This window comes from Pseudomonas sp. GNP014 (assembly GCF_054344005.1).
Window position 1 is genome coordinate 4,422,545 of the sequence record NZ_JBTGUS010000001.1, and the last position, 22,447, is coordinate 4,444,991.

The window sequence follows — 22,447 nt, forward strand, 5'->3', positions numbered from 1 at the left end:
CGCTCGCTGACCAGAGGATTCCCGATGCCTGCCAACTGCACTGACGTGGATGTTGCGATTATTGGCGGTGGCCAGTCTGCACTCGCGGTGGCTTACTTCCTGCGCCGAACCGGGCGCTCCTTCGTAATCATCGACGCTGAAGACGCACCGGGTGGTGCCTGGCGACATGGCTGGAATTCTCTACGACTGTTTTCACCCGCGACGTGGAGTTCCATCGCCGGCTGGATGATGCCACCGGTCACAGACGGCTACCCCAGCCGCGACAACGTGCTGGATTATCTGCGTCAGTATGAGCAACGCTACCAATTCCCGATCGAACGTCCCTATTGGGTGAATGCCATCGAGCGCCGGGGTAATCGCCTTCTTGTAAAGGCCCAAGACCGCAGCTGGCTAGCCCGCGCAGTAGTCAGCGCGACCGGCACCTGGCGCCATCCCTACCTGCCGCATTACCCCGACAGCGAAACCTTTAATGGCCAACAGTTGCATTCGGCCCACTACGTCGACGCCAAGCCGTTTGCCGGGAAAAAAGTCCTGGTGGTGGGCGGTGGCAACTCCGGTGCACAGATCCTCGCGGAAGTCTCAAAGGTGGCCGACGTCACTTGGGTCACTCCGCAACCGCCGCAATTTCTCGCCGATGACGTAGATGGCCGGGTGCTGTTCGAACGCGCCACCGAACGCTGGAAAGCCCAGCTCGCCGGCAAAGTCGTGGAGCAACCGGTCGGTGGCTTGGGTGACATCGTGATGGTGCCGCCGGTCCTCGAGGCCCGGGAACGCGGCGTACTGCACGCGGTTCGGCCATTCCTGCGCTTCACCGAAACCGGCGTGACATGGGCCGATGGCTTGCAGACGCCGGTCGATGTTGTCATCTGGTGCACCGGCTTCCGCCCTGCCCTCGGCTATCTGCAATCACTGGGTGTGTGCACCGCCGACGGACGTGTGGCCGTTGAAGGCACGCATTCGCTCAAGGAGCCGCGCTTGTGGTTGGTCGGTTATGGAGACTGGACCGGCGCCGCTTCAGCGACACTGATTGGCGTCACCCGCACAGCGCGCAGCACCGTTGAGGAGATTGAGCGGTTTTTAAAGACGCAGTGAGTCGGCGAGCTCCAGGACTGCGAAACAATGGCGACGACCTTCCAGCCGAAGTCATCAGCAGCAGCCGCCGTGATGCCCAACTGAGCGAAAAGCGCTATTGAGCAACAGCCACTTGATTACGACCATATGACTTGGCTCTGTATAGCGCTCTGTCGGCATTGTTCATCAAACTGTAGAGACTATCGTCGGTGAAATCCGATGACGCCACGCCAAGGCTGGCCGTTATGCGGTCAGCAGGCTCTGCCTTCAGTCCGGCGATAGCCTGCATCAGCTCCTGCGCGATACTCGTCGCCACTTCAATGCTGGTATCGGGAAGCAAAATAGCGAACTCCTCGCCCCCTAGCCTGCCATGTACATCGTTTTTACGGATCGACGCACTGATGACCGCACCCACCTGACGCAGAACCTGATCCCCTACCTGGTGACCGTAAGAATCGTTGATGTGCTTGAAGTGATCCATATCGAGCATCACGGCGCAAAGTACCGAACCGTTGCTTTTGCATTCACTGTAGAGCTGGTGGGCGTCATCGAAAAAAGCGCGGCGATTCTTCAGGCCAGTCAGTTCATCGGTTCGAGCGGCTCTGATGGAAAGCCTGTTTTCCCGTTCCATTTCACGGGTCAGACGAAACGCGGTTTCAAGGGCGTCTGACATTCTGCGGGTGGCGCTGGCTACAAATGAGGCAAACACAAACACGGCGAGCGCCATGCCTTCTTGCAAGGTTGAGGGTTGAAACAACAGCCACGTTGAACAAGGCAATAAAACCAGGCCGATGGATAACATCGTCATGTTCCGATAGGCCGAATAACACGATACCGCGCTGACAGACATCCCGACCGTAAAAAGCATCACCATCGCCTGGGCCAACAGGTCATGGGCCGGTATGACCGCGAGTGCCCCGGCGCCCCATATACCGGCGGACAACACAAGTGTGCACCAGTATTTTCGCTCCCAACGCTTGGGCGTGCGTTCAGTGACAGGGCTACGAAAATAGCCAATGAACATCCAGATACGCAGTAACGTCGACACCGTCAATAACGCTATCCATCCAACAACCACCGTGTGATCGAACCGATCCCAACACAGCCAACAAAGCATGACGGCTGCCATATAACTGCCGAAAACGGCAGCACCTGATTGTCGAAATAACTGCTGCAAGCGATCTGTTCGAACCTGTTCGGCTATGTGTGAGCCCTGATCACTTCCTAGCTCAAGATCATCCATTTAATCCGCCTGAACATGATGAATCGACAGGCTAAATTGTGGCACCTCGCCAGCAACGCAAACAACAGAGAATTAACAATACGCACAATCTTTACCAACGGCTGGCGCAGGCCGTGCTCAGGCCGCGAGTATTTCCTGAAGAAACGCGATGAACACATTGATGCGACTCGAACCCCGGTGGTTGGGCAAATACAGCGCGTTGATGCAGGTGCTTGCGCTACCGGGGTTGATCTCATAGTGCTCCAGCACCCGCGTCAACCGGCCTGCACTGACATCCTCGTGCACCAGCCAATCGGCCAATAGCGTCATCCCTCCACCGGCCAACGCCGCCTCGCGCAGAATGTCGGCATTGTTGCTTTGCAGCCGTCCTTGCACATCCACGTGGGTGACATCCCCTGCGCCCTTGAATGTCCAGTTGTTCTCGCCCTTGCGGTAATCGAAACGCAGGCATTGATGCTCAAGCAAATCACGTGGATGTCGCGGCAGGCCGGTTCGCCTCAGATAGTCGGGACTGGCCACAATCCAGCGCTGGAAACCACCCAGCCGCTTGCTGACGATGTCATCGCTGACGACCGATGAACCGAGGCGCACTGACACATCGATTTGCTCGCTCAGCAGGTCACTGACCTCGTCGCTCAGCGACAGACTGATTTCCAGGCCCGGATGACGCTCAAGCAAGCGCCCCAAGTGCGGAGCGATGATTCGCCGGCCAAACTCCACCGGCACGCTGACCCGTAAACGTCCTTGAGCTTCGCTGCCACGGTCGGCAACGGTGGCATCGGCGGCGTCGATGGCCGCGAGAATCGCCACAGCTTTATCGAAATAGTGCTGCCCCGCCACCGTGACGCTGGTGTTGCGTGTCGTGCGGTTGAGCAGGCTGGCGCCCAGCTCACTCTCCAGCCCCGCGACTTGTCGCGTCACCGATGAAGTCGAGATGCCAAGCTTGCGCGCTGCAGATGAGTAACCGCCACAGCGCACCGTTTCGACAAACATCTTCAGCGCCAGCAACTTATCCATGTCCTGATTCCGGAATCGAAAGGTAAACACAGCGACTGTGCACGACCCGGCAGCGCGAGTCTTGCATGGCTGTGCTCTGTTGGATCACCGCCCACAGCCCGCGCTGTCAGGCCTGGGCAATCCCCATGATCCGATTGCCCATGCTCACGCCCCAATCCCCCATGCGCCGGCCTTCTGCAAGTTGCTGTTGCTGCCAGGCCAACAGGGCATGATCGAGGTCGCCGGAGTCGTCGATGGTTTGCGCCAGGGACAGTGCATTGCGGGCAGCCTTGGCTGTGCTGCCGGCGGTATGAGGACGCGGCACAAACGCGGCGTCGCCCGTCAACAGCACGCGACCGAACACCATTTGCGGGATTTGGAAATCAAGGATCGCTTGCACAAAAATGTCCCGGGTCTGGCGAATCAGTTCGCGGAAAGCCGGGTTCACCAGCTTCTCAGCCATTTCCCGGATGTAAGCCTCCTGTCCAGCGGCCAAGGTCCCGGGTGGAATCGAGTGGCTGCGCCGATGGCCGTTGTTGTCAGTGAGCACGGCATCCAGTTCCGGCCCTGGTGCCGCTTTCAAATACCACAGCCAGTTGAACCGACGCTCGCCAGGCTTAACGGAACCACTCACACCCGGCACCATGTATTCGAGCATCAGCGATTCAGGGTCTTGCTGAAAAACAAAGTCCTCGTAAAGTTGTGTCTTGGCGAAGTCTGGCAGCTGCTGTTCATCCACCAGCCCACGCCACACCACATACCCCGAGTAGGCAGGCGCCGCGCCGGGCAACACCACGCTGCGCACGCTCGACCCCGCGCCATCAGCGCCAATCAGCAAGTCGCCCTCGGCAGCGCTGCCATCGGCAAACATCGCCGTGACGCGGTGCTCATTCTGCGTCAGATCGACCAACGTCTTGCCACGGTGATAATGCTCGGCAGGAAATGCAGACAATAATGAGCTGTACAGGGCGTTCCAGGACGTCTGGGTTTGCGGCATCGGCTCTTTATGCACGACGCTGCCTGCCCGATCCAGATAAAGCCGATCATGGGAGCGGACCCCGAGCGCCCCGGCAGGATGAATGCCCGCATAACGAAAATGGTGCAGGACATCCGCTTGCAGAACGATGCCTCCGCCGCGGCTATCCAGCGCGGCGGGAGATCGCTCGTAAATATCGACCTGCCAACCGATCGCGCGCAATGCCGTGGCGGCGAACAGCCCTCCCAGAGAACCACCAATGACCAAGGCCTTCGAAACGCCTGAACTCTTCATAGCTTTCTCCTCGTTGCCGGGTGATTCCCCAGACTCCGTTGAGCGATGGCTCATGCCAACACCGGATAGTCGATGTAGCCCTTGGCGTCGCCGCCAAAAAAGCTGTTGCCGTCGGCAACGTTGAGTGGCTTGCGACCGCGCAAGCGCGTGGGCAAGTCAGGGTTGGCAATAAACGGACGACCAAACGCGATGATGTCCGCACGGCCCTGCGCAATGGCCTGCTCGGCCGTTTCGCCGCTGTAGCCTCCGGCCAACATCAGAACGCCGTGAAACTGCGCGCGCAGTTGCTTGATGATCGCATCCCAGCGTGGATCGTTACTTTCATCGAGCACGGTGCCGACCATCATCGGCTCAACCAGGTGCAGGTAAGCCAGATTCCAGTGATTGAGCCGGGATGCAATGTAGCCAAAGGTTTGCTCCGGGGTGTCATCGCCCATTCCCATGAAACGTCCCATCGGTGTCAGGCGAACGGCAACCCGCTCGGCACCGATTTGCGCAGTCACGGCATCGACGACTTCAAGCAGCAAGCGTGCACGGTTTTCGATGCTTCCACCGTAGCGGTCACTGCGCTGATTGCTGGCACTGTTAATGAACTGGTCGAGCAGGTAGCCATTACCCGCGTGAATTTCCACGCCATCCATACCGGCGAGCATCGCGTTACGGGCGGCGGCGCGGAAGTCGGCGATGATTGCTTCGATGCCTGGAATGTCCAGCGCTTGAGGGACAGGCACATCGCCCCAGACGCCCTTGCCCTGTTCGTTCAAGATGAAAGTCTTGCCGGGCACCGGCTGCGCGGTCGGCGCCACCGGCAAGCCGCCGTTGGGCTGGAACACCGGGTGCGACACTCGGCCCACATGCCACAGTTGCAGGAAAATGCGCCCGCCTTCTGCGTGTACGGCCTCGCTGACAGCCTTCCAGCCTTCAATCTGCTCGTCGCTATGGATGCCCGGCGTCCAGGCGTAACCCTGGCCCTGCTGCGAAATCTGGGTCGCCTCGGTAATGATCAAGGCGGCACTGGCACGCTGACGGTAATACTCGACGTTCATTGATGTGGGGACGTTGCCCGGTTGACCCGCCCGCGAGCGAGTCAGTGGTGCCATGGCGACGCGGTGCTTCAAGCTGAGTTGGCCGAGCTTGATCGGGCTGAACAAGTGCTGAGTCATGATGATTTTTCCTGTATGGGGAGGGGCTGAACAGACGCCTCAGGCGGCCTGGTTGCGTTCCAGTATCTGGATCATTATTTCGATGGGTTGGGCGCCGTTGATGACGTCATCGGCGATCTGCACAGTCGGCACCGAGCGCAGACCGGACGCCTTGGATCGGGCTTCGAGTGCCAAGACTTGCGCCGTGCCTTCATCGGCCTTGAGGAAATCGACAATGGCGCCTCGGTCCTGCCCGGTTTCGGCACAGATGTCAGCCAGCACCGAAAGGTCGCCGATGTCCCGCCCTGCGCCGAAATACGCCTTGAAAATGGCCCTGACCAGCGGGGACGCGTCCCTGCCCGCCTGTTGCTCGCGCCATACCAAGCGATGCGCGGCGAGAGTGTTGGGCGTTCTTTCGACGCGTTCATAATCGAACTCAAGGCCGACAGCCTTACCGGCGTGGGTGACCTGAGCGTCCAGCGCCTGGCTACGTGCCCAGCTGCCGAACTTGCCAGAGCGATAGGCTTTGCGATCCATGCCTTGAACAGGCATGTCCGGGTTCAACTGATAAGGCAGGAAACGAATGGAGTGGCTGGTTGAAAACCCCGTGGCGGCGAGTGCGCGTTCGAGATTTTCCTCACCGATCCAGCACCATGGGCAGATGAAGTCGTAAGTCACCTGAATCGTGGATGAGTGCATGCTCATGAGGGGCTCCGTGGTTGAATGTTGCACCCCCCCAAGGTAGGTGTCCGGGCGCCGTCAGAGAATCCACCTGTTGCACAACGTTGTTTTTCGCCAAACGCAACGCTGAGCCGATCACCCCTGATGCTGACATTGCGCCCGTTGTGTCTGGCGCAATGTAGCGTTGCGCCTGGCTGGGGTACTCCGTCACAACCGTCCTCTCTAAGCTCAGTCGATGAAAACCGCTGTACACCAAGGGCACGTCGCGGATTGAAACCACTGTCGTTTATTCAGCTCGAGAGGTAAGGCGATGAAGCGCAAGACGATCATCGGAGCCGTTCTGGCAATCGCCGTTGCGGGGGCGGGATTTGCCTTGTGGATGATGTGGAGGCCGGAAATTGCCCCTGTCAGCCAAACCCTGAAGGCCGATCGCGAGACGCTCGACAGAGGCCGCCGAGTCGTCGAAGCGGGCGACTGTGCGGTCTGTCACACACGGCCTGGTGGCGCCTACATGGCTGGCGGTTTGCCGCTGGTCACGCCCTTCGGAACCCTCTTCACCACCAACATTACCCCGGACCCGCAATCCGGTATCGGCCAATGGTCACTCGACGCCTTCGAGCGGGCCATGCGCGAAGGCATCGCGCGTGACGGCCACTTTCTCTATCCGGCCTTCCCCTACGTGCATTACCGGAAAATGAGCGATGCCGATATCGCCGGCGCCTACGCCTATCTGATGAGCGTGGACCCGATCAAATACACCGCACCGGACAATCACATGGTGTTCCCCATGAACTTCCGGCCGCTGGTGTCTTTCTGGAACTTGCTGTTCCTGCATGGCCAACCGCTGGTGCCGGTTCCCGACCGTTCAGCACAATGGAACCGCGGACGCTATCTGGTCGAGGGGCCGGGGCACTGTTCATCCTGCCATTCGCCCCTGAATCTGATTGGCGGGGAGAAAGGCAGCGAATTGTTCAACGGCGGTGTCGTCGACGGCTGGACAGCCCCGGCCTTGCGCGGCATGAGCGAGGCGCACCACCCCTGGAATGAAGCACAACTGGTCGCCTATCTCACGGGGGAAGTCGCTGAGGGGCACGGCGCCGCAGCGGGTCCGATGTTGCCGGTCAGCCTGAGCATCGCCCGTTTGCCGGCGGAAGACGCCCATGCCATCGCGCAGTACATTCTTGATCTGAAGAAGACCTCGGCGGATGCCCCGTCAGCGGCCTGCACTTCTGCTGTCAAACCGAACGCCAAGGCGCTTGCGGGCGCAGCGTTGTTCGACGGCGCCTGCGCCGGTTGCCACGGCCGCGCCGCGTCGATGCGCGTCATCGAATCGCGGCCGGCACTGGCGACCACCTCGGCGGTGCTGGCTGATTCACCACGCAATTTGATTCAGACCATCCTGCAGGGCATCCCGATGTCCAGCGCCGCTTCCAGCCACTACATGCCTGCCTTCGCCCATAGCCTGGACGACAGCCATGTGGCTGCACTTGCCGAGTACTTGCGCAACGAAAGTTGTGCCAACCGCCCCTGGACGGATCTCGACAAGACCATCAAAAGCATTCGGGCTCAGGAGCAGCAACCGTGATCACACTCGACATCAACGGCAAGACGCACCAACTGGATATCGCAGACGACATGCCCCTCCTCTATGCCTTGCGCAACCAGGTAGGGCTCAACGGTGCGAAATACGGCTGTGGCCTGGGTCAGTGCGGCGCCTGCACCGTGCTGGTCGACGACAAACCGGTCTTTTCCTGCCTGACGCCTTGCGGTGCGCTGGCGGGCAAATCGGTACGCACCGTCGAGAGCCTGGGCAGCATCGACCAGCCGGGGCCACTGCAGAAAGCCTTTATCAATGAACAAGCCGCCCAGTGTGGTTATTGCATCGCCGGAATGATCGTTCGGGCGCAGGCGCTATTGGAAAGCAACCCTCATCCAGACGATGACACGATCCGCCGCCACATGGCGCCCAACTTGTGCCGCTGCGGCACGCATGTGCGGATCTTCGCCGCGATCAAGGCGGTCGTCGCGCAGGGAGGCAAGGTATGAAACAGCGCGCAGACAACGTCAATCTGAGCCGCCGCGCTTTCGTGATAAACGGCACACTGGTGCTGGGCTTCGCGATACTTCCGGGTATTCCCCGCGCCTTCGCTGACACCGAAGTGGACACTTTGGGCACGGCAATCCTGGCGCCGGATCTGCCCGGCAGCCTGCGCGCCACGCCCTATCTGGACGCCTGGATCCGCATCGACGAAAAAAATGGCATCACCGTCTACACCGGCAAAGTGGAGCTGGGCACCGGTGTTAAAACGGCGCTCCTGCAGATCGCCGCCGAACGCCTGGAAGTGGCGCCGGCACTCATCCGTTTTCTCACGGCCGACACCGCGTTGACGCCCAACGAAGGCTACACCGCCGGCAGCCATACGATCGTCGACAGCGGCACTGCGCTGTTCAACGCCGCGGCTCAGGTTCGGCAGTTGTTACTCGAATCCGCAGCACGGCAATGGCAGATCAGCGTCGACAGCCTGACCACGCGGGATGCGGTGATCAACGGTGCGCAAGGTCGCAGCATGACTTACGCGCAGGCAGTGGCCGGGGTACAACTGCATCGTTTCGCTTCAGCCAGTTCCCCGCTCAAGCCCGCCGACCGCTTCACTCTGATCGGCCAGTCGTTGCCGCGCCTGGACATTCCAGCCAAGGTCAGCGGCGGTGCGGCCTATGTGCAGGACATGCGCCTGCCCGACATGTTGCACGCGCGGGTGATACGACCGCCCCGGCGCGGCAGTCAGTTGCTGGACATTGACGAAGCTGCCCTCACGAAGCTTCCCGGCGTGGTGAAACTGATCCGCAACGGCAGCTACCTCGCCGTGGTCGCCAGCGATGAGTGGCTGGCGATCAAAGCGATGCGCGAAGGCTATGCCGCCGCCCGCTGGACTGAGGGTAATCCCCTGCCCGACTCGGCGCACATTCATCAACTGCTCACCCAATTGCCTGCCCGTCGCTACCCGGTGAGTGCCAAGGGCAGCCTCGCGCAACCGGGGCCGCACGCCTACAAAGCGCGGGTCACCAAGCAATACCTGATGCACGGTTCCATCGGGCCATCCTGCGCAGTGGCCTGGTTCAGGGACGGCACACTGACCGTGTGGACCCACTCTCAAGGTGTCTACCCGTTGCGTGCGGGTATCGCCGAAATGCTGGGACTGCCGGTGACACAAGTCCGCTGTATCCACGCCGAAGGTTCCGGTTGCTATGGCCACAATGGCGCCGATGACGCCGCCGCCGACGCGGCACTGATCGCCATGGCGCTGCCGGGCAAACCGATTCGGCTGCAATGGATGCGCGAGCAGGAAAACCTCTGGGAACCCTACAGCTCCGCCATGCTGGTCGAGGTGCAGGCGGAACTGGATGAGGGCAAGCAGCTGCGTGACTGGAAATACGAACTCTGGAGTACCCCGCACAACGAACGTATCGTCAATGCCGGGCGCCTGCTGCCGGCGTGGCTGTTGGCCAAGCCCTTCACGCCGGCACCTTCCGTGCCGATCGCCCAGCCCGAGGGGGACGGCGACCGTAATGCCGTTCCGTTGTATGAGATCCCCAACCTCAAGGTCGATCTGAACTTTGTGCTGAGCATGCCATTCAGGACCTCGGCCATGCGTTCGCTCGGTGCCCATATCAACGTGTTCGCGATCGAAAGCACTGTCGACGAACTGGCGGCGCGGGCCAGCGTCGACCCGGTGCAGTTTCGCCTGAACCACTTGAGCGATCCGCGCGCGCGGGCGGTGGTGGAGCGTGTGGCCGCTGAGTTCCGCTGGCCGCAAAAAGCCACAGGACCGGGCAGCGGCATCGGCTTCGCCTTTGCCCGTTACAAAAACATCATGGGCTATTGCGCGATCGCTGTGCAGTTGCACATACAGCGCCAGACCGGGCAGGTGACGATTGATCGCGTAGTCGCCGCCGTCGACGTGGGGCAAATTGTCAGCCCGGACGGACTGCTCAACCAGATCCAGGGCGGCATCGTGCAATCCGCCAGCTGGACGCTCTATGAACGAATCCTCTATGACGCCAGCGGCCTGCACAGCTTCGACTGGAGCGGCTACCCGATCATGCGCTTTCCGGATTTGCCGCAACAGGTCGAGGTGCACATGCTTGATCAGCCGGGGCAACCCTTTCTCGGGGCGGCGGAAATCGTCCAGGGTCCCATGGCTGCGGCACTGGGCAACGCCATCAGCGATGCAACCGGCAAACGCTTGCTGGACCTGCCACTGGCGCGGCGTGGCTGGCAGGATGCGCTGGGATCATGACCGATGGGCCATCCGAATGGAAAACGGGCGGTGAAGGATCACTTGCACCGCCCGGCGACCACGAGACGATCAGCGCACGACCAGGCCTTCAGGCCCGAGCAACTCGCTGACGAAATCAATAAATGCATTAACGCGTTTGGAACCACGGTGATTGGGAAGGTACAGGGCGGAAATCGCTGAACTGGCATCGTTCGGATTGATCACAAATGACTCGAACAATGACGTCAGATCACCACGACCGATATCGTCGTCGACCAGCCAGTCAGGTAACAACGCCACTCCGCCGCCTGCCAGCGCCACCTCGCGCAACACCTCGGCATTGTTGCTTTTAAAGTGGCCGTCAATCAGTACCCGCATCGCCTCACCGTCCTTCAAGAACGTCCAGACCTGTTGCTTTGGGCCATAACTGAAGCGCAGGCACTCGTGCTGCACGAGGTCCATGGGATGCTTCGGAAAACCCCGCGTATTCAGGTACTCGGCGCTGGCCACCACCCGGCGTCGAAAATGACCGACGGGACGACTGACAACACCGTCCATGGCGGCTGCCGATCCCAACCGGATCGCCAGATCGACGCGCTCCCCCAGCAATTCAACGATGTCATCGGAGAGCGTCATGTCCAGCACGAGTTGCGGGTAACGCTTCAACAGCGAAGCGATATGAGGTGCAATCAGACGGCGGCCCAGCGCGACGGGCACGGAAATACGCAGATGCCCTGCCGGCAGCTCCCCGCGATCAGTGACCGACGCATCCGCCTCGGCGACAGCGTTGAGCACCTCCCGCGCTTTCAAGTAGTAGGCGGCGCCGGCATCGGACAACGAGATTTGCCGCGTGGACCGATTCAGCAGGACCGCACCCAGTTCCGCCTCGAGTGCATCGATCATCCGCGTCACCGACGATGTCGCCAGCCCCAGTTGTCGAGCGGCAGACGAAAAGCCCTTTGAATCCACCGCCTGGACGAACATCTTCAATGCGAGCAACTTGTCCATGACACTCCCTGCTTCACCCGTGATTCATGTTGAACATTGCGCCCATGCACGCCCGACGAGATACCACGACCAGACGACCAAAGCGACCCGTGGCATTTCACTTCCCGGCGCGTGCCGAGCAAAATCGGGCTGATTAAATCAGTGCACCATGCGCTCTGCTCTTTCGATATGTGGTCAGTCCGGGCACAATGCGCATCCTTTTTTGGCTGGCCTTGCCGGAGGCCTCGAAATGATCAAAACGCCGTACTACCTCATCGACAAACAGAAACTGCTGACCAACATGCAGAAGATTGCGTACGTGCGCGAACAGTCCGGGGCCAAAGCCCTGCTCGCGCTCAAGTGCTTCGCAACCTGGTCGGTGTTCGACCTGATGCAGCAATACATGGACGGCACCACGTCGTCGTCGCTGTACGAACTCAAGCTCGGCCGCCAGAAGTTTGAAGGCGAAACCCATGCTTACAGCGTGGCATGGGCCGACGATGAGATCGAGGAGATGCTCGCCAACTGCGACAAGATCATCTTCAATTCCATCAGCCAGCTGCAACGCTTTGCCGAGCGCTCCGAAGGCAAAGTCCGCGGCCTGCGGGTCAACCCTCAAGTCAGCAGCTCCGATTATCTGCTGGCCGACCCGGCGCGTCCGTTCAGCCGTCTCGGCGAGTGGGACCCGCAGAAGATCGAAGGCGTCATCGACCAGATCTCCGGTTTCATGTTTCACAACAACTGCGAGAACGGCGACTTTGGCCTGTTCGACCAAATGCTCTGCACCATCGAAGAGCGCTTCGGTGAGCTGCTGCACAAAGTCAGCTGGGTCAGCCTGGGCGGCGGCATTCACTTCACCGGTGAAGGCTATGCGCTGGACGCGTTCTGCGCACGTCTCAAGGCGTTCTCGCAAAAGTACGGCGTGCAGGTCTACCTGGAACCTGGCGAAGCGGCGATCACTAACAGTGCCTCGCTCGAAGTCACCGTGCTCGACACCCTCTACAACGGCAAGCACCTGGCGGTGGTGGACAGCTCCATTGAAGCCCACTTGCTCGACCTGTTGATCTATCGCCTCAACGCCAAGCTGGCACCGAGCGAGGGTGAACATACCTACATGGTGTGCGGCAAATCGTGCCTGGCCGGAGACATCTTCGGCGAGTACCAATTTGACCGTCCGCTGGCCATTGGCGATCGACTGTCATTTATTGATACCGCCGGCTACACCATGGTCAAAAAGAACTGGTTCAACGGCCTGAAAATGCCATCCATCGTTGTGAAACAACTCGATGGTACCGTCGAAGTGGTTCGCCAATTCGGTTACGAAGACTACCTGTCCAGCCTTTCTTGAAACGGACAGATAAAGGAGAGAAAAAGCAATTGAAAAAGAACGTTCTTATCATTGGTGCAGGAGGTGTCGCTAAGGTGGTGGCCCACAAGTGCGCGCAGCATAACGATGAACTCGGTCGTATCGCTATCGCGTCGCGCAACATCTCCAAATGCCAGGCCATCATCGACAGCGTCAAGGCCAAGGGTAGCCTCAAACAACCCGCCGACATCAAAGCTTTCTCGCTCAATGCCCTGGATGTCGAGGCGACCAAGGCGCTGATCCGCGAAACCGGATCCCAGATCGTCATCAACGTCGGCTCCGCGTTCCTCAACATGTCGGTGCTGCGTGCCTGCATCGATACCGGCGTCGCTTATCTCGACACTGCCATTCATGAAGAACCGGGCAAAATCTGCGAAACCCCGCCTTGGTATGGCAACTATGAGTGGAACCACCTCGCAGAGTGCCAAGAGAAGAACATCACCGCCATTCTCGGTGTGGGCTTCGACCCGGGTGTGGTCAATGCCTATGCAGCACTGGCGCAACAACAGTATTTCGACCGCATTGATTCGATCGACATTCTCGACGTCAATGCCGGTTCCCATGGCAAATATTTCGCCACCAATTTCGATCCGGAAATCAATTTCCGTGAATTCACCGGGCAGGTGTGGAGCTGGCAGAACAGCCAGTGGACCAGCAACACCATGTTCGAAGTCAAACGTACCGACGACCTGCCGGTCGTAGGGTCGCAGAACCTGTACCTGACCGGTCACGACGAAGTGCACTCGCTGTCGAAGAATCTGAACGTGCCCAACGTGCGTTTCTGGATGAGCTTCGGCGAGCACTACATCAACGTGTTCACGGTCCTCAAGAACCTCGGCCTGCTGTCCGAACAACCGGTCAAGACCGCCGAAGGCCTGGAAGTCGTGCCGCTGAAAGTGGTCAAGGCCGTGCTGCCTGACCCGAGTTCGCTGGCGCCCGGCTACACCGGCAAGACCTGCATCGGTGATCTGGTCAAAGGCACCAAGGATGGTCAGTCGCGCGAAGTGTTCATCTACAACGTGGCCGACCACGAGGAAGCCTTTGCCGAAACCGACAGCCAGGGCATTTCCTACACCGCTGGCGTACCGCCGGTTGCCGCCGCCCTGCTGGTCGCTCGCGGCGAGTGGGATGTGCAGCGCATGGTCAACGTCGAAGAACTGCCGGCTGAGCCGTTCCTCAACGCGCTGGATGTCATGGGCCTGCCGACCCGCATCAAGGATGAGCACGGAGATCGTCCCTGGAACGGCGTAGCCTGAGGCTCGCAACGTCCAGCGACGCTTTAAGGTCCGCTACAAAAAACGCCGCTCATTGAGCGGCGTTTTTGCAGGCACTGAAAAATCAGGACACGGCCTCTGAACATTGCCGCACGGGGCTCTTGCGCCTGACCTGTTGTTGCCGGGTGAGCAGTGCCTGCACATCAGCGACGGCCTCCAGCACTCGCTGTGCCCAGTGCTCATCCTCCGGGTGCACGACAACCACGCGAAAACCGTGAGCATGGCCTTCCGTGCGCACGCCCTCGGAGTCATCGACGTGCAAGTCGATATCGAAGGCCGGGGGAAATTTCGACGGACCGTTTGACAGCCCCTTGGTCGTCAACGCCTGGTTATGCAGCACACTGTTGACGACCCCGTCGACGCGGATGCCATACAGCAACAGCCAACGCCTGATATAGGCCGGTGTCCGCCCGGACGACGTATAAACCCAGATACTGCAGCCCTGGCGGCGCAACTCGCGGGTCAATGAGCGCGTGCCGGTTCGCAGCGGTTCGCCCAGCCAACGGTGCACACAGGCCGGCAACCAGCTGTGCTCGACTGCGCAGTGATGGAGCTGGCAGGCCAGCGTGTCGTCGATATCGAACGAAACCCGGATGCGCGGGCGGCTGAACAGGTGCATCGGCATCGCGCCGGCGATGGCCTGCCAGACCCGGCTGGCGGAAGCCCGGTACCTGGCGGAGAGTGGCTGACCGTTCATCACTGCCCACCCTGAAAGACGGGCAAGGCCTTGTTCTTGAGTAGAAAGTTCATCGACTCAGGCGCCTGACCTTCGAGGAAGGCTGCATACTTTTTCTTGATTTTCGGCAATTCATACAACGCCTTGATCCCATGCTTGGCGGAGTTGCGGATGACCGAGGACGGATTGAAGTAACCCTCGGCGTTTTCCAGCGTCAGCACGAATGGGGGTAACCCCGCCCGCATGAGCAAATAGCTGACGATGAGCGAACCACTACGATTATTGCCCTCGATAAACAATTGCGGCTTGCTGAGGATGCGCACATAAACACCGGCCGCACGCTTCCAGACGGATTCACTGCGATAGGCGCAGTACCAATTGAACAAGTCCTTGATGCCGCCCTCAACGTTGTTGAAGAAGTGCGCTTCGGTAGCCGCCAGATGTTGGGCGTACTCCAGTCGGCGTACCGGGTCCCGGCCACAAAGGACGGTGGCATTGATCTCCAGCATCAGGTTCAGTTGCTGAAGGTCGAACAGGTCGACACCGCGAGCCACATAGTCGTCAATCAGCGCATAGCCTTCAAGCACATTGTGTAGCACTTCGTCGGTGAAGGGATCGCGCGGCTCGGTAAAGTGCCTGCTGAGCTCGGCAAAACGGCCCTGCACCTCTCGCAGTACCCGTTCAATCGCTGGCAAATCAAGACGAGGCGTTGCAGACATTGGCAATCCTGAGAAACGCTGAACAAAAAGGTCAAACGACCGAACCAACGCGCGGACACTCTGCCCGCCGGCGGATGCGGTCTGTGCAGAAAGATCCTTGGTCTAGCTGAACTTGCCGCTGATGTAGTCCTCGGTCATTTTCTCCCGAGGGCTATCGAAAATTTGCGTGGTCGGGCCCATCTCGACCAGATAGCCGGTGCGCGTCCCCTGGGAAATATCCACCGAGAAAAAGGCCGTGGTGTCGGCGACGCGGATGGCCTGCTGCATGTTGTGGGTCACCAGGGCGATGGTGTAGTCCTTCTTCAACTCGATCATCAATTCCTCGACCCGTCGGGTCGCGATCGGGTCAAGCGCCGAGCACGGTTCGTCGAGCAACAACACTTCCGGTTCGGTGGCGATGGCGCGGGCGATGCACAGCCGTTGCTGCTGGCCGCCGGACAGCGACAGGCCGCTGACCTTGAGCTTGTCCTTGACCTCATCCCACAGCGCGGCGCCCTGCAAGGCGTGTTTCACGCGGTCGCCCAGGTCGCCCTTGTAGCGATTGAGGCGCAGGCCGAATGCAACGTTGTCGAAAATGCTCATCGAGAACGGGTTCGGCTGTTGAAACACCATGCCGATATAACGACGCACGACCACTGGATCGACACCCTTTCCATAAACGTCTTGCCCGAGGAAATGCACGTGCCCTTCAAAGCGAAAACCTTTGACCAGATCGTTCATCCGATTGAGGCTGCGCAGCACGGTGCTTTTGCCGCAACCCGACGGTCCGATGAAACCGGTGATCTTGTTTTTTTCGATCGGGACATGGCTGTCACGCACGGCCAGGAAGTTACCGTAGAAAATCTTGTCCAGCTTGCAGTCCATGACCACTGGCGCCTGAGTGACAAACGGAGCCGCGATTTGCAGATTTGATGCGTTCAAGATTCAGATGCTCCGTTCTCAGTACTTGGGCTTGCCGAAAATACGGCTGACGATATTGACGACCAGTACGATCATCACCAACACCAGCGAGGCCGCCCATGCCAGTTCGAGCTGGTTGTCGAAGGGCATGCCGGAGAAGTTGTAAATCAGCACGGCGAGCGAGGCCGTCGGATTCATGACCGCCAGGCTGCCGTCGTGGTAGATCCAGTAGTTGCTGAACAGCGCCGTGAACAACAAGGGCGCGGTTTCGCCCGCCGCACGGGCCACGGCCAGCATGACCCCGGTGAGGATCGCCGGCATGCCGGTGGGCAAGACGATTTTCCAGATGACCTGCGAGCGGGTGCAGCCCATGCCGTAGGCGGCATCCTTCATGATTTTCGGCACCATGCGCATCGACTCTTCAGCCGTCAGCACGACGATGGGCAACATCAGCACCGCCAGGGCCACGCCCCCGGCAGGTGCCGAGTAGGTGCCGGTGGTCATCACGACCAGCGCGTAGGCGAACACCCCGGCCAGAATGGAGGGCAGCCCCGTGAGCATCTTGGCGGCAAAGCGCGCGGCGTTTGCCAGCTTGCTGTCAGGGCCCAGTTCAGCCAGAAAGATAGCCGCCATGATACCGACCGGCACCGCGATCGCTGCGGCGATACCGACCATAAGGAACGTGCCCGCCATCGCGTTGCCGAAGCCACCACCGGTTTCGAAACCGGTTGGCGGCAGCTCGGTGAACACTTCCAGGTTCAGGCGTGCGCCTCCACGTGTGATCAGCATGTAGAGCACGGAAATCAACGGCACGCTGGCTAACAGAGCGCCAGCCCAGACCAGTGTGGTCAACACCAGGCTGCGCAGCGCGCGACCTTCGAACTTGCGCTGCAGGCTTGGAAATGCAGCGGTTGAGGGCGTGATGTCCGTCATTATTTAGTACCCCGTTGGGCATAGACCATGATCATGGAACCGATGATGTTCACCAGCAGCGTGATAAACATCAGGACCAGAGCGGCGTACATCAATACTTCGATCTCGTTCGGCCCTGCCTCGGGAAAGTTCAATGCCAGCAAGGCGGCCAGGGTATTGGCCGGGGCAAAGAGCGAAAGCGAGATGTTGTTCGCGTTGCCCACCAGCATGGCCAGCGCCATGGTTTCACCGAGCGCGCGGCCCAGCCCCAACACCAGGGAACCGAAGATACCGGTGGCGGCCGAGGGCACCATGACCTTGAGAATCGCTTCCCAATGGGTGGTTCCCATGCCATAGGCGGCCTGCTTGGTTTTCATCGGGACGCCGGTGAGGGCGTCCTGCGAGACGGCAGCAATGGTCGGCAGAATCATGATCGCCAGCACCAGCGCCGCCGGCAGCAGCCCGGGCCCGCTCAACGATGTGCCAAAAAAGGGTATCCAGCTGAGTTCGCTGTTCAGCGACTCTGCCAGCGGCCGAATCGCCGGAATCACCACGTAGATCCCCCACAGGCCATACACCACACTCGGGATGGCAGCGAGTAATTCAACGATGGTGCGAAACACCGCGGCGAGTTGCGCGGGAAGGAAATCCTGGGTCAGAAAAATCGCCATGCTGACGCCGAAAAAACCGGCGATCAGCAGCGCGATGAAAGCGCTGTAGAGCGTGCCCCAAATCGCCGGCAGAATGCCGTACTTGCCTTGATTGACATCCCAGACGGACCCCAACAACACATCCAGACCGTGCTTCTCCATGCCGGGAATGGCCTTGCGCCCTACTTCAAAGATAAGCGCGAAGACCAACGCCAGAATCAGCACCACGCCTATTTGCGCAAGCGCACGGAAGATGCGGTCGACCAGAAAGTCCTTGGCGGACGGTGGTTGGCACGCGGAAGCCGGATTGACCGGTACGACAAAAGGTGGGTTCATTGGCTGATTCCGCAATGGGGGAAAACTCTCCCGGCCAGGCGCAAAGCCCACGCCGAGAGAGACCTCACGAGCGCTTACTGGATGTTGGCAGACGCTTTACGAACCTGATCGACGACCGATTGCGGCAAAGGGATATAACCCATCGAGTCGGCGATCTTCTGCCCTTCGGTCAAGCTGTACTCGACCATCTCGCGCATGGCTTTGGCCTTGGCCGGGTTGCCGTTGTCCTTGCGGAAGATCATCCAGGTGTAGGACGTGATCGGGTAGGATTTGGCGCCGTCAGGATCAGGCAGCCAGGCCACCAGGCTTTCGGGCATTTTCACCGCAGCCAGTGCCTCGGCACCGCTTTCCGCGTTCGGTACGACGTACTGACCGGCCTTGTTCTGCAACTGCGCAAAATCAACCTTGGCGAGTTTGGCGAAGCCGTATTCGATGTAGCCAATGGCCCCCGGGGTCTGGCGCACGGTCGCGGTCACACCGTCATTCTTCGGCGATTTGATGAATTTGTCGCTGGCCGGCCAGTTGACCGTGTTGCCCTCACCCAGCGCCTGCTTGAACTCGGTATTGATCGCCGCCAAGTGTTTGGTGAACACCGCAGTCGTACCGCTGGAGTCAGCGCGCACCACAACCGTGATCGGCGTATCGGCCAGTTTCAGGCCCGGGTTCGCTGCGGCGATCTGCGAATCGTTCCAGCGCGTGATCTTGCCCAAAAAGATATTGGAGTAGACGTCGCGTGGCAGTTTCAGCCCCTTGGGATTGCCCGGCAGGTTATACGCCAGCACGATTTCACCCGCGGTCATCGGCAGCAACTGCACGCCTTCGGCCACCTTGGCAATGTCTTCATCTTTCATAGCCGAGTCGCTGGCGGCGAAATCAACGGTCTTGTTCAAGAAGTCCTGTACGCCGGCGCCACTGCCCTTGGATTGGTAATCCACAGTGACACCTTCGGACTTCTTGCTGAAATCCTTGAACCAGGTGAGGTAGATCGGAGCCGGAAAACTGGCGCCGGAGCCTGTCAGACGGACGTTTTCCGCCGCGAAGGACATCGAGGTAGCCAACAGAGATGCAGTCACAACGAACGCAGCAGACTTGATCAAACGTTTCATCAAGGAAACTCCTTATAGGGGCCCCTTAACACTGCAGCAATTTCGTTAAGTTTTTATGAATGTTGGATTGCAGGATCTCGAGTGGGGCTTTGCTCGCAGCGCTGGTCTGCTGGCGGACAGTGGGCGTTTACCGAGGCTCGATCTCGATAGCCTCAATGCTTGAAGCCGACACACCATTGCATCGGCCAGCAGAACGCTGGATGCCCCGCCGCTACGGCTCAAATGATCCAATCAACATCACAAACATCTGATAACTCATTGATATAAAAGGAATTGAACAACACTTAAAGTGATTTCTTAAGTATCACCCCATGGGTATGGGACCCAGCGCACGGCGCGGTCCTGCAAACCCTGTTCCCACCCCAACTTCCGGCGAAATGACAAGGCTGTTTATCGGTGGGCACGCTTGAGGGTTTCGCTGGGAAGTTCGTTGAACAGAGCGCGATAGCTGCTGGAAAAGCGCCCCAAATGCCAGAACGACCACTGCATCGCCACCTCGGCCACCGTGGTTTCCGTTGGCCGGCGCTTGAGCAGTTCGCGGCGCGCACTGTTCAGCCGGCGCAGGCGCAGCCAATGGCTCGGCGTCATCCCGGTGTAAGCCTTGAATGCTTGCTGCAACTGGCGCAGTGAAACGCCCGCAACGTTTGCCAGTTCCAGCAGATTCACCGTCTCCTCCGGTGAATCGGCGGCCCAGTCGCCAACGCGTTTCATGATGGTTCGCTCTTCGGTACGCCGCTGCAATCCTCCGCGATCCAGGCACACCTGAGCGTTGTCGAGAATAAACAGGCAATCCTCGAGCAACTGCTGAGTCAGCGACTCTTTGCTAGGAGAATCAATAACTTGTGTCAACTTCGTGAGAATCGAGCTTAACCAGCGACTGAACAAAGCGTTCTGCCCACAGTTGAGCGGCGCCATGAACAAACCTTCGAGTTTCGTCACGTCCAGGCCGTGCTGGCGGACGAATTCCGGGCCGAACACCACCGCGATTTCCTGGTAGTTCTCCGGGGTGATCCAGATGTTGCGGCTCTCCTCATTGAGCAGATACAGCGCGTTGTCGCTGCGATCGAAACAGAACGCCAGGGCTCCCGACGGCGCACTGAAATTCTGCTCGACGCGGGTGTTCATCTGTTCCTCGTAGACCTCCACACCTTGCAGATCCAAGTAGCGGATCTGCCCGGCGAAATGGCCTGGCGACATCTGTTGGTAATGCTGAACCCAGCCCGGTGTGGCACGGATTTGTTCGGCTACATCGGCGGTGTTGAACGCTTGAACCTGGAGCGGATTGCACGTTGTCATGAGGTGACCTTGCGCACTCTTTTGGTGCGCTTTGGTGCTGCTTAAAGTGGATAGATGGAACTGCAAGGCTCGCCCAAGATAGTCGTCAACGCGCCACAGGGGAAGGGGCGGAAGATGAAACCCGCCCTCCCCGGCGTCTATAAAACCAATAACGAGGTCTTTATGAATGCCCCTTTCGATCAGCTGTTCACGTGGCTGAAAGATCACAAGATTACCGAAGTCGAATGTGTGGTCAGCGACCTGACCGGCATTGCCCGCGGCAAGATCGCACCGACCAACAAGTTCCTGCATGAGCGAGGCATGCGCCTGCCGGAAAGTGTGCTGCTGCAAACGGTAACCGGGGATTTTGTCGACGACGACATTTACTACGACCTGCTCGATCCGGCCGATATCGACATGGTCTGCAAGCCCGTCGCCGATGCGGTCTACGTGATTCCATGGGCGATTGAGCCGACCGCAATCGTCATCCATGACACCTTCGACAAGTTCGGCAACCCGATCGAACTGTCGCCGCGCAACGTCTTGAAGAAAGTTCTGCAGCTCTACACCGACAAAGGCTGGAAGCCGATTGTTGCCCCGGAAATGGAGTTCTACCTGACCCAGCGTTGCGAAGACCCGGACTTGCCGCTCAAGGCGCCGCTGGGGCGCTCGGGCCGTGCGGAAAGTGGCCGGCAGTCGTTCTCGATCGACGCCGCCAACGAATTCGACCCGTTGTTCGAAGACGTCTACGACTGGTGCGAACTGCAAGGCCTGGACCTCGACACGCTGATCCACGAAGACGGCCCGGCGCAGATGGAAATCAACTTCCGTCATGGCGACGCCCTGGACCTGGCCGACCAGATCACCGTGTTCAAACGCACCATGCGTGAGGCTGCGCTCAAGCACAACGTCGCCGCCACATTCATGGCCAAGCCGATCGGCGACGAGCCGGGCAGCGCCATGCACATTCACCAGAGCGTGGTGGACATCGCCACCGGCAAACCGGTGTTCGCCAACGCCGACGGGCAGATGAGCGAGCTGTTCTTGCACTACATCGGTGGTCTGCAGAAGTACATCCCGAAAGTGCTGCCGATGTTCGCGCCAAACGTCAATTCGTTCCGCCGCTTCCTGCCGGACACCTCGGCGCCGGTCAACGTTGAATGGGGTGAAGAAAACCGTACCGTCGGCCTGCGTGTGCCGACCTCCAGCCCTGAAGCGATGCGCGTGGAAAACCGCTTGCCGGGCGCTGATGCCAACCCGTATCTGGCGATTGCCGCGAGCCTGCTCTGCGGTTACATCGGCATGGTCGAAGGCATCGAGCCGAGCGCTGCGGTACAAGGGCGCGCTTACGAACGCCGCAACCTGCGCCTGCCAATCACCATCGAAGACGCGCTGACGCAAATGGAAGAGTGCGAAACCGTTGCGCAATACCTGGGCGACAAATTCGTGCGCGGCTACGTCGCGGTGAAGCGTGCCGAGCATGAAAACTTCAAGCGCGTGATCAGCTCGTGGGAGCGTGAGTTCCTGATGCTGAGCGTTTAAACCAGATCTGCACAAATCCTTGTG

20 protein-coding genes are annotated in these 22,447 nt (G+C 59.6%); 7 read left to right on the forward strand and 13 right to left on the reverse strand.

Annotation, left to right across the window (positions count from 1 at the left end):
* Positions 1-24 precede the first annotated feature (24 nt).
* Positions 25-1,092, forward strand: coding sequence for an ArsO family NAD(P)H-dependent flavin-containing monooxygenase (locus ACXX9E_RS19885; RefSeq protein WP_458556031.1), 1,068 nt, complete (start codon positions 25-27; stop codon positions 1,090-1,092).
* A 94-nt stretch (positions 1,093-1,186) separates the two neighbouring features.
* Here the strand turns inward: ACXX9E_RS19885 and ACXX9E_RS19890 are convergent, their stop codons facing one another.
* The 5 genes from ACXX9E_RS19890 to ACXX9E_RS19910 all read right to left on the reverse strand — a co-directional run bounded on the left by ACXX9E_RS19890 (position 1,187) and on the right by ACXX9E_RS19910 (position 6,427).
* On the reverse strand, positions 1,187-2,314 hold the full coding sequence (locus ACXX9E_RS19890; protein WP_186745375.1) for a GGDEF domain-containing protein: 1,128 nt from the start codon (positions 2,312-2,314) through the stop codon (positions 1,187-1,189).
* A gap of 117 nt (positions 2,315-2,431) precedes the next feature.
* Positions 2,432-3,331, reverse strand: coding sequence for a LysR family transcriptional regulator (locus ACXX9E_RS19895; RefSeq protein ID WP_186745377.1), 900 nt, complete (start codon positions 3,329-3,331; stop codon positions 2,432-2,434).
* Between the two features lie 106 nt (positions 3,332-3,437).
* A complete protein-coding gene (locus ACXX9E_RS19900) occupies positions 3,438-4,580 on the reverse strand; it encodes an FAD binding domain-containing protein (RefSeq protein WP_267794689.1) in 1,143 nt (380 codons plus the stop codon).
* A 50-nt stretch (positions 4,581-4,630) separates the two neighbouring features.
* Entirely contained in the window at positions 4,631-5,743 is a 1,113-nt protein-coding gene (locus ACXX9E_RS19905) for an alkene reductase (RefSeq protein WP_458556032.1), read from the reverse strand.
* Positions 5,744-5,782: 39 nt separating this feature from the next.
* Positions 5,783-6,427 (reverse strand): DsbA family oxidoreductase, encoded by a 645-nt coding sequence (locus ACXX9E_RS19910; RefSeq protein ID WP_458556033.1) that lies wholly within the window; start codon positions 6,425-6,427, stop codon positions 5,783-5,785.
* 286 nt (positions 6,428-6,713) lie between these two features.
* Between ACXX9E_RS19910 and ACXX9E_RS19915 the strand changes: the two genes are divergently transcribed.
* The 3 genes from ACXX9E_RS19915 to ACXX9E_RS19925 are packed head-to-tail and all read left to right on the forward strand — an operon-like array spanning position 6,714 to position 10,701.
* Positions 6,714-7,988, forward strand: a complete 1,275-nt coding sequence (locus tag ACXX9E_RS19915) for a c-type cytochrome (protein WP_458556034.1) — start codon at positions 6,714-6,716, stop codon at positions 7,986-7,988.
* Positions 7,985-8,449, forward strand: a complete 465-nt coding sequence (locus tag ACXX9E_RS19920; RefSeq protein ID WP_447807490.1) for a (2Fe-2S)-binding protein — start codon at positions 7,985-7,987, stop codon at positions 8,447-8,449. Before ACXX9E_RS19915 ends, ACXX9E_RS19920 begins: the two co-directional genes overlap by 4 nt.
* Positions 8,446-10,701: a xanthine dehydrogenase family protein molybdopterin-binding subunit gene (locus tag ACXX9E_RS19925; RefSeq protein ID WP_458556035.1), complete on the forward strand. Its 2,256-nt coding sequence runs from the start codon at positions 8,446-8,448 to the stop codon at positions 10,699-10,701. Before ACXX9E_RS19920 ends, ACXX9E_RS19925 begins: the two co-directional genes overlap by 4 nt.
* A 69-nt stretch (positions 10,702-10,770) precedes the next feature.
* Here ACXX9E_RS19925 and ACXX9E_RS19930 read toward each other — a convergent pair whose 3' ends face one another.
* A complete protein-coding gene (locus ACXX9E_RS19930) occupies positions 10,771-11,688 on the reverse strand; it encodes a LysR family transcriptional regulator (RefSeq protein WP_123468810.1) in 918 nt (305 codons plus the stop codon).
* 229 nt (positions 11,689-11,917) lie between these two features.
* Between ACXX9E_RS19930 and ACXX9E_RS19935 the strand changes: the two genes are divergently transcribed.
* Entirely contained in the window at positions 11,918-13,015 is a 1,098-nt protein-coding gene (locus ACXX9E_RS19935; RefSeq protein ID WP_123468812.1) for a carboxynorspermidine decarboxylase, read from the forward strand.
* Positions 13,016-13,044: 29 nt separating this feature from the next.
* Positions 13,045-14,289, forward strand: coding sequence for a saccharopine dehydrogenase family protein (locus ACXX9E_RS19940; protein WP_123468813.1), 1,245 nt, complete (start codon positions 13,045-13,047; stop codon positions 14,287-14,289).
* A gap of 82 nt (positions 14,290-14,371) precedes the next feature.
* On the opposite strand, the gene ACXX9E_RS19945 is transcribed toward ACXX9E_RS19940, so the two are convergent.
* From ACXX9E_RS19945 to ACXX9E_RS19975, 7 genes are all read right to left on the reverse strand, one after another.
* Complete coding sequence (locus ACXX9E_RS19945) at positions 14,372-14,932, reverse strand: hypothetical protein (protein ID WP_186745457.1); 561 nt, start codon at positions 14,930-14,932, stop codon at positions 14,372-14,374.
* A 71-nt stretch (positions 14,933-15,003) separates the two neighbouring features.
* Positions 15,004-15,702, reverse strand: a complete 699-nt coding sequence (locus tag ACXX9E_RS19950; protein WP_123468816.1) for a hypothetical protein — start codon at positions 15,700-15,702, stop codon at positions 15,004-15,006.
* 102 nt (positions 15,703-15,804) lie between these two features.
* Positions 15,805-16,566, reverse strand: coding sequence for a phosphate ABC transporter ATP-binding protein PstB (pstB, locus tag ACXX9E_RS19955; protein ID WP_217890363.1), 762 nt, complete (start codon positions 16,564-16,566; stop codon positions 15,805-15,807).
* Positions 16,567-16,641: 75 nt separating this feature from the next.
* Positions 16,642-17,535 carry a phosphate ABC transporter permease PstA gene (gene pstA, locus ACXX9E_RS19960; RefSeq protein ID WP_458556036.1) on the reverse strand — a complete coding sequence of 298 codons (894 nt, stop codon included), beginning with the start codon at positions 17,533-17,535 and terminating at the stop codon, positions 16,642-16,644.
* Complete coding sequence (pstC, locus tag ACXX9E_RS19965) at positions 17,535-18,500, reverse strand: phosphate ABC transporter permease subunit PstC (protein WP_123468822.1); 966 nt, start codon at positions 18,498-18,500, stop codon at positions 17,535-17,537. Before pstC ends, pstA begins: the two co-directional genes overlap by 1 nt.
* A gap of 74 nt (positions 18,501-18,574) precedes the next feature.
* Complete coding sequence (pstS, locus tag ACXX9E_RS19970; protein WP_458556037.1) at positions 18,575-19,606, reverse strand: phosphate ABC transporter substrate-binding protein PstS; 1,032 nt, start codon at positions 19,604-19,606, stop codon at positions 18,575-18,577.
* 390 nt (positions 19,607-19,996) lie between these two features.
* Entirely contained in the window at positions 19,997-20,902 is a 906-nt protein-coding gene (locus ACXX9E_RS19975) for a helix-turn-helix domain-containing protein (protein ID WP_128615388.1), read from the reverse strand.
* A 162-nt stretch (positions 20,903-21,064) separates the two neighbouring features.
* Here ACXX9E_RS19975 and ACXX9E_RS19980 point away from each other — a divergent pair, with 162 nt between their 5' ends.
* Complete coding sequence (locus tag ACXX9E_RS19980; RefSeq protein ID WP_123468828.1) at positions 21,065-22,423, forward strand: glutamine synthetase family protein; 1,359 nt, start codon at positions 21,065-21,067, stop codon at positions 22,421-22,423.
* Positions 22,424-22,447 lie beyond the last annotated feature (24 nt).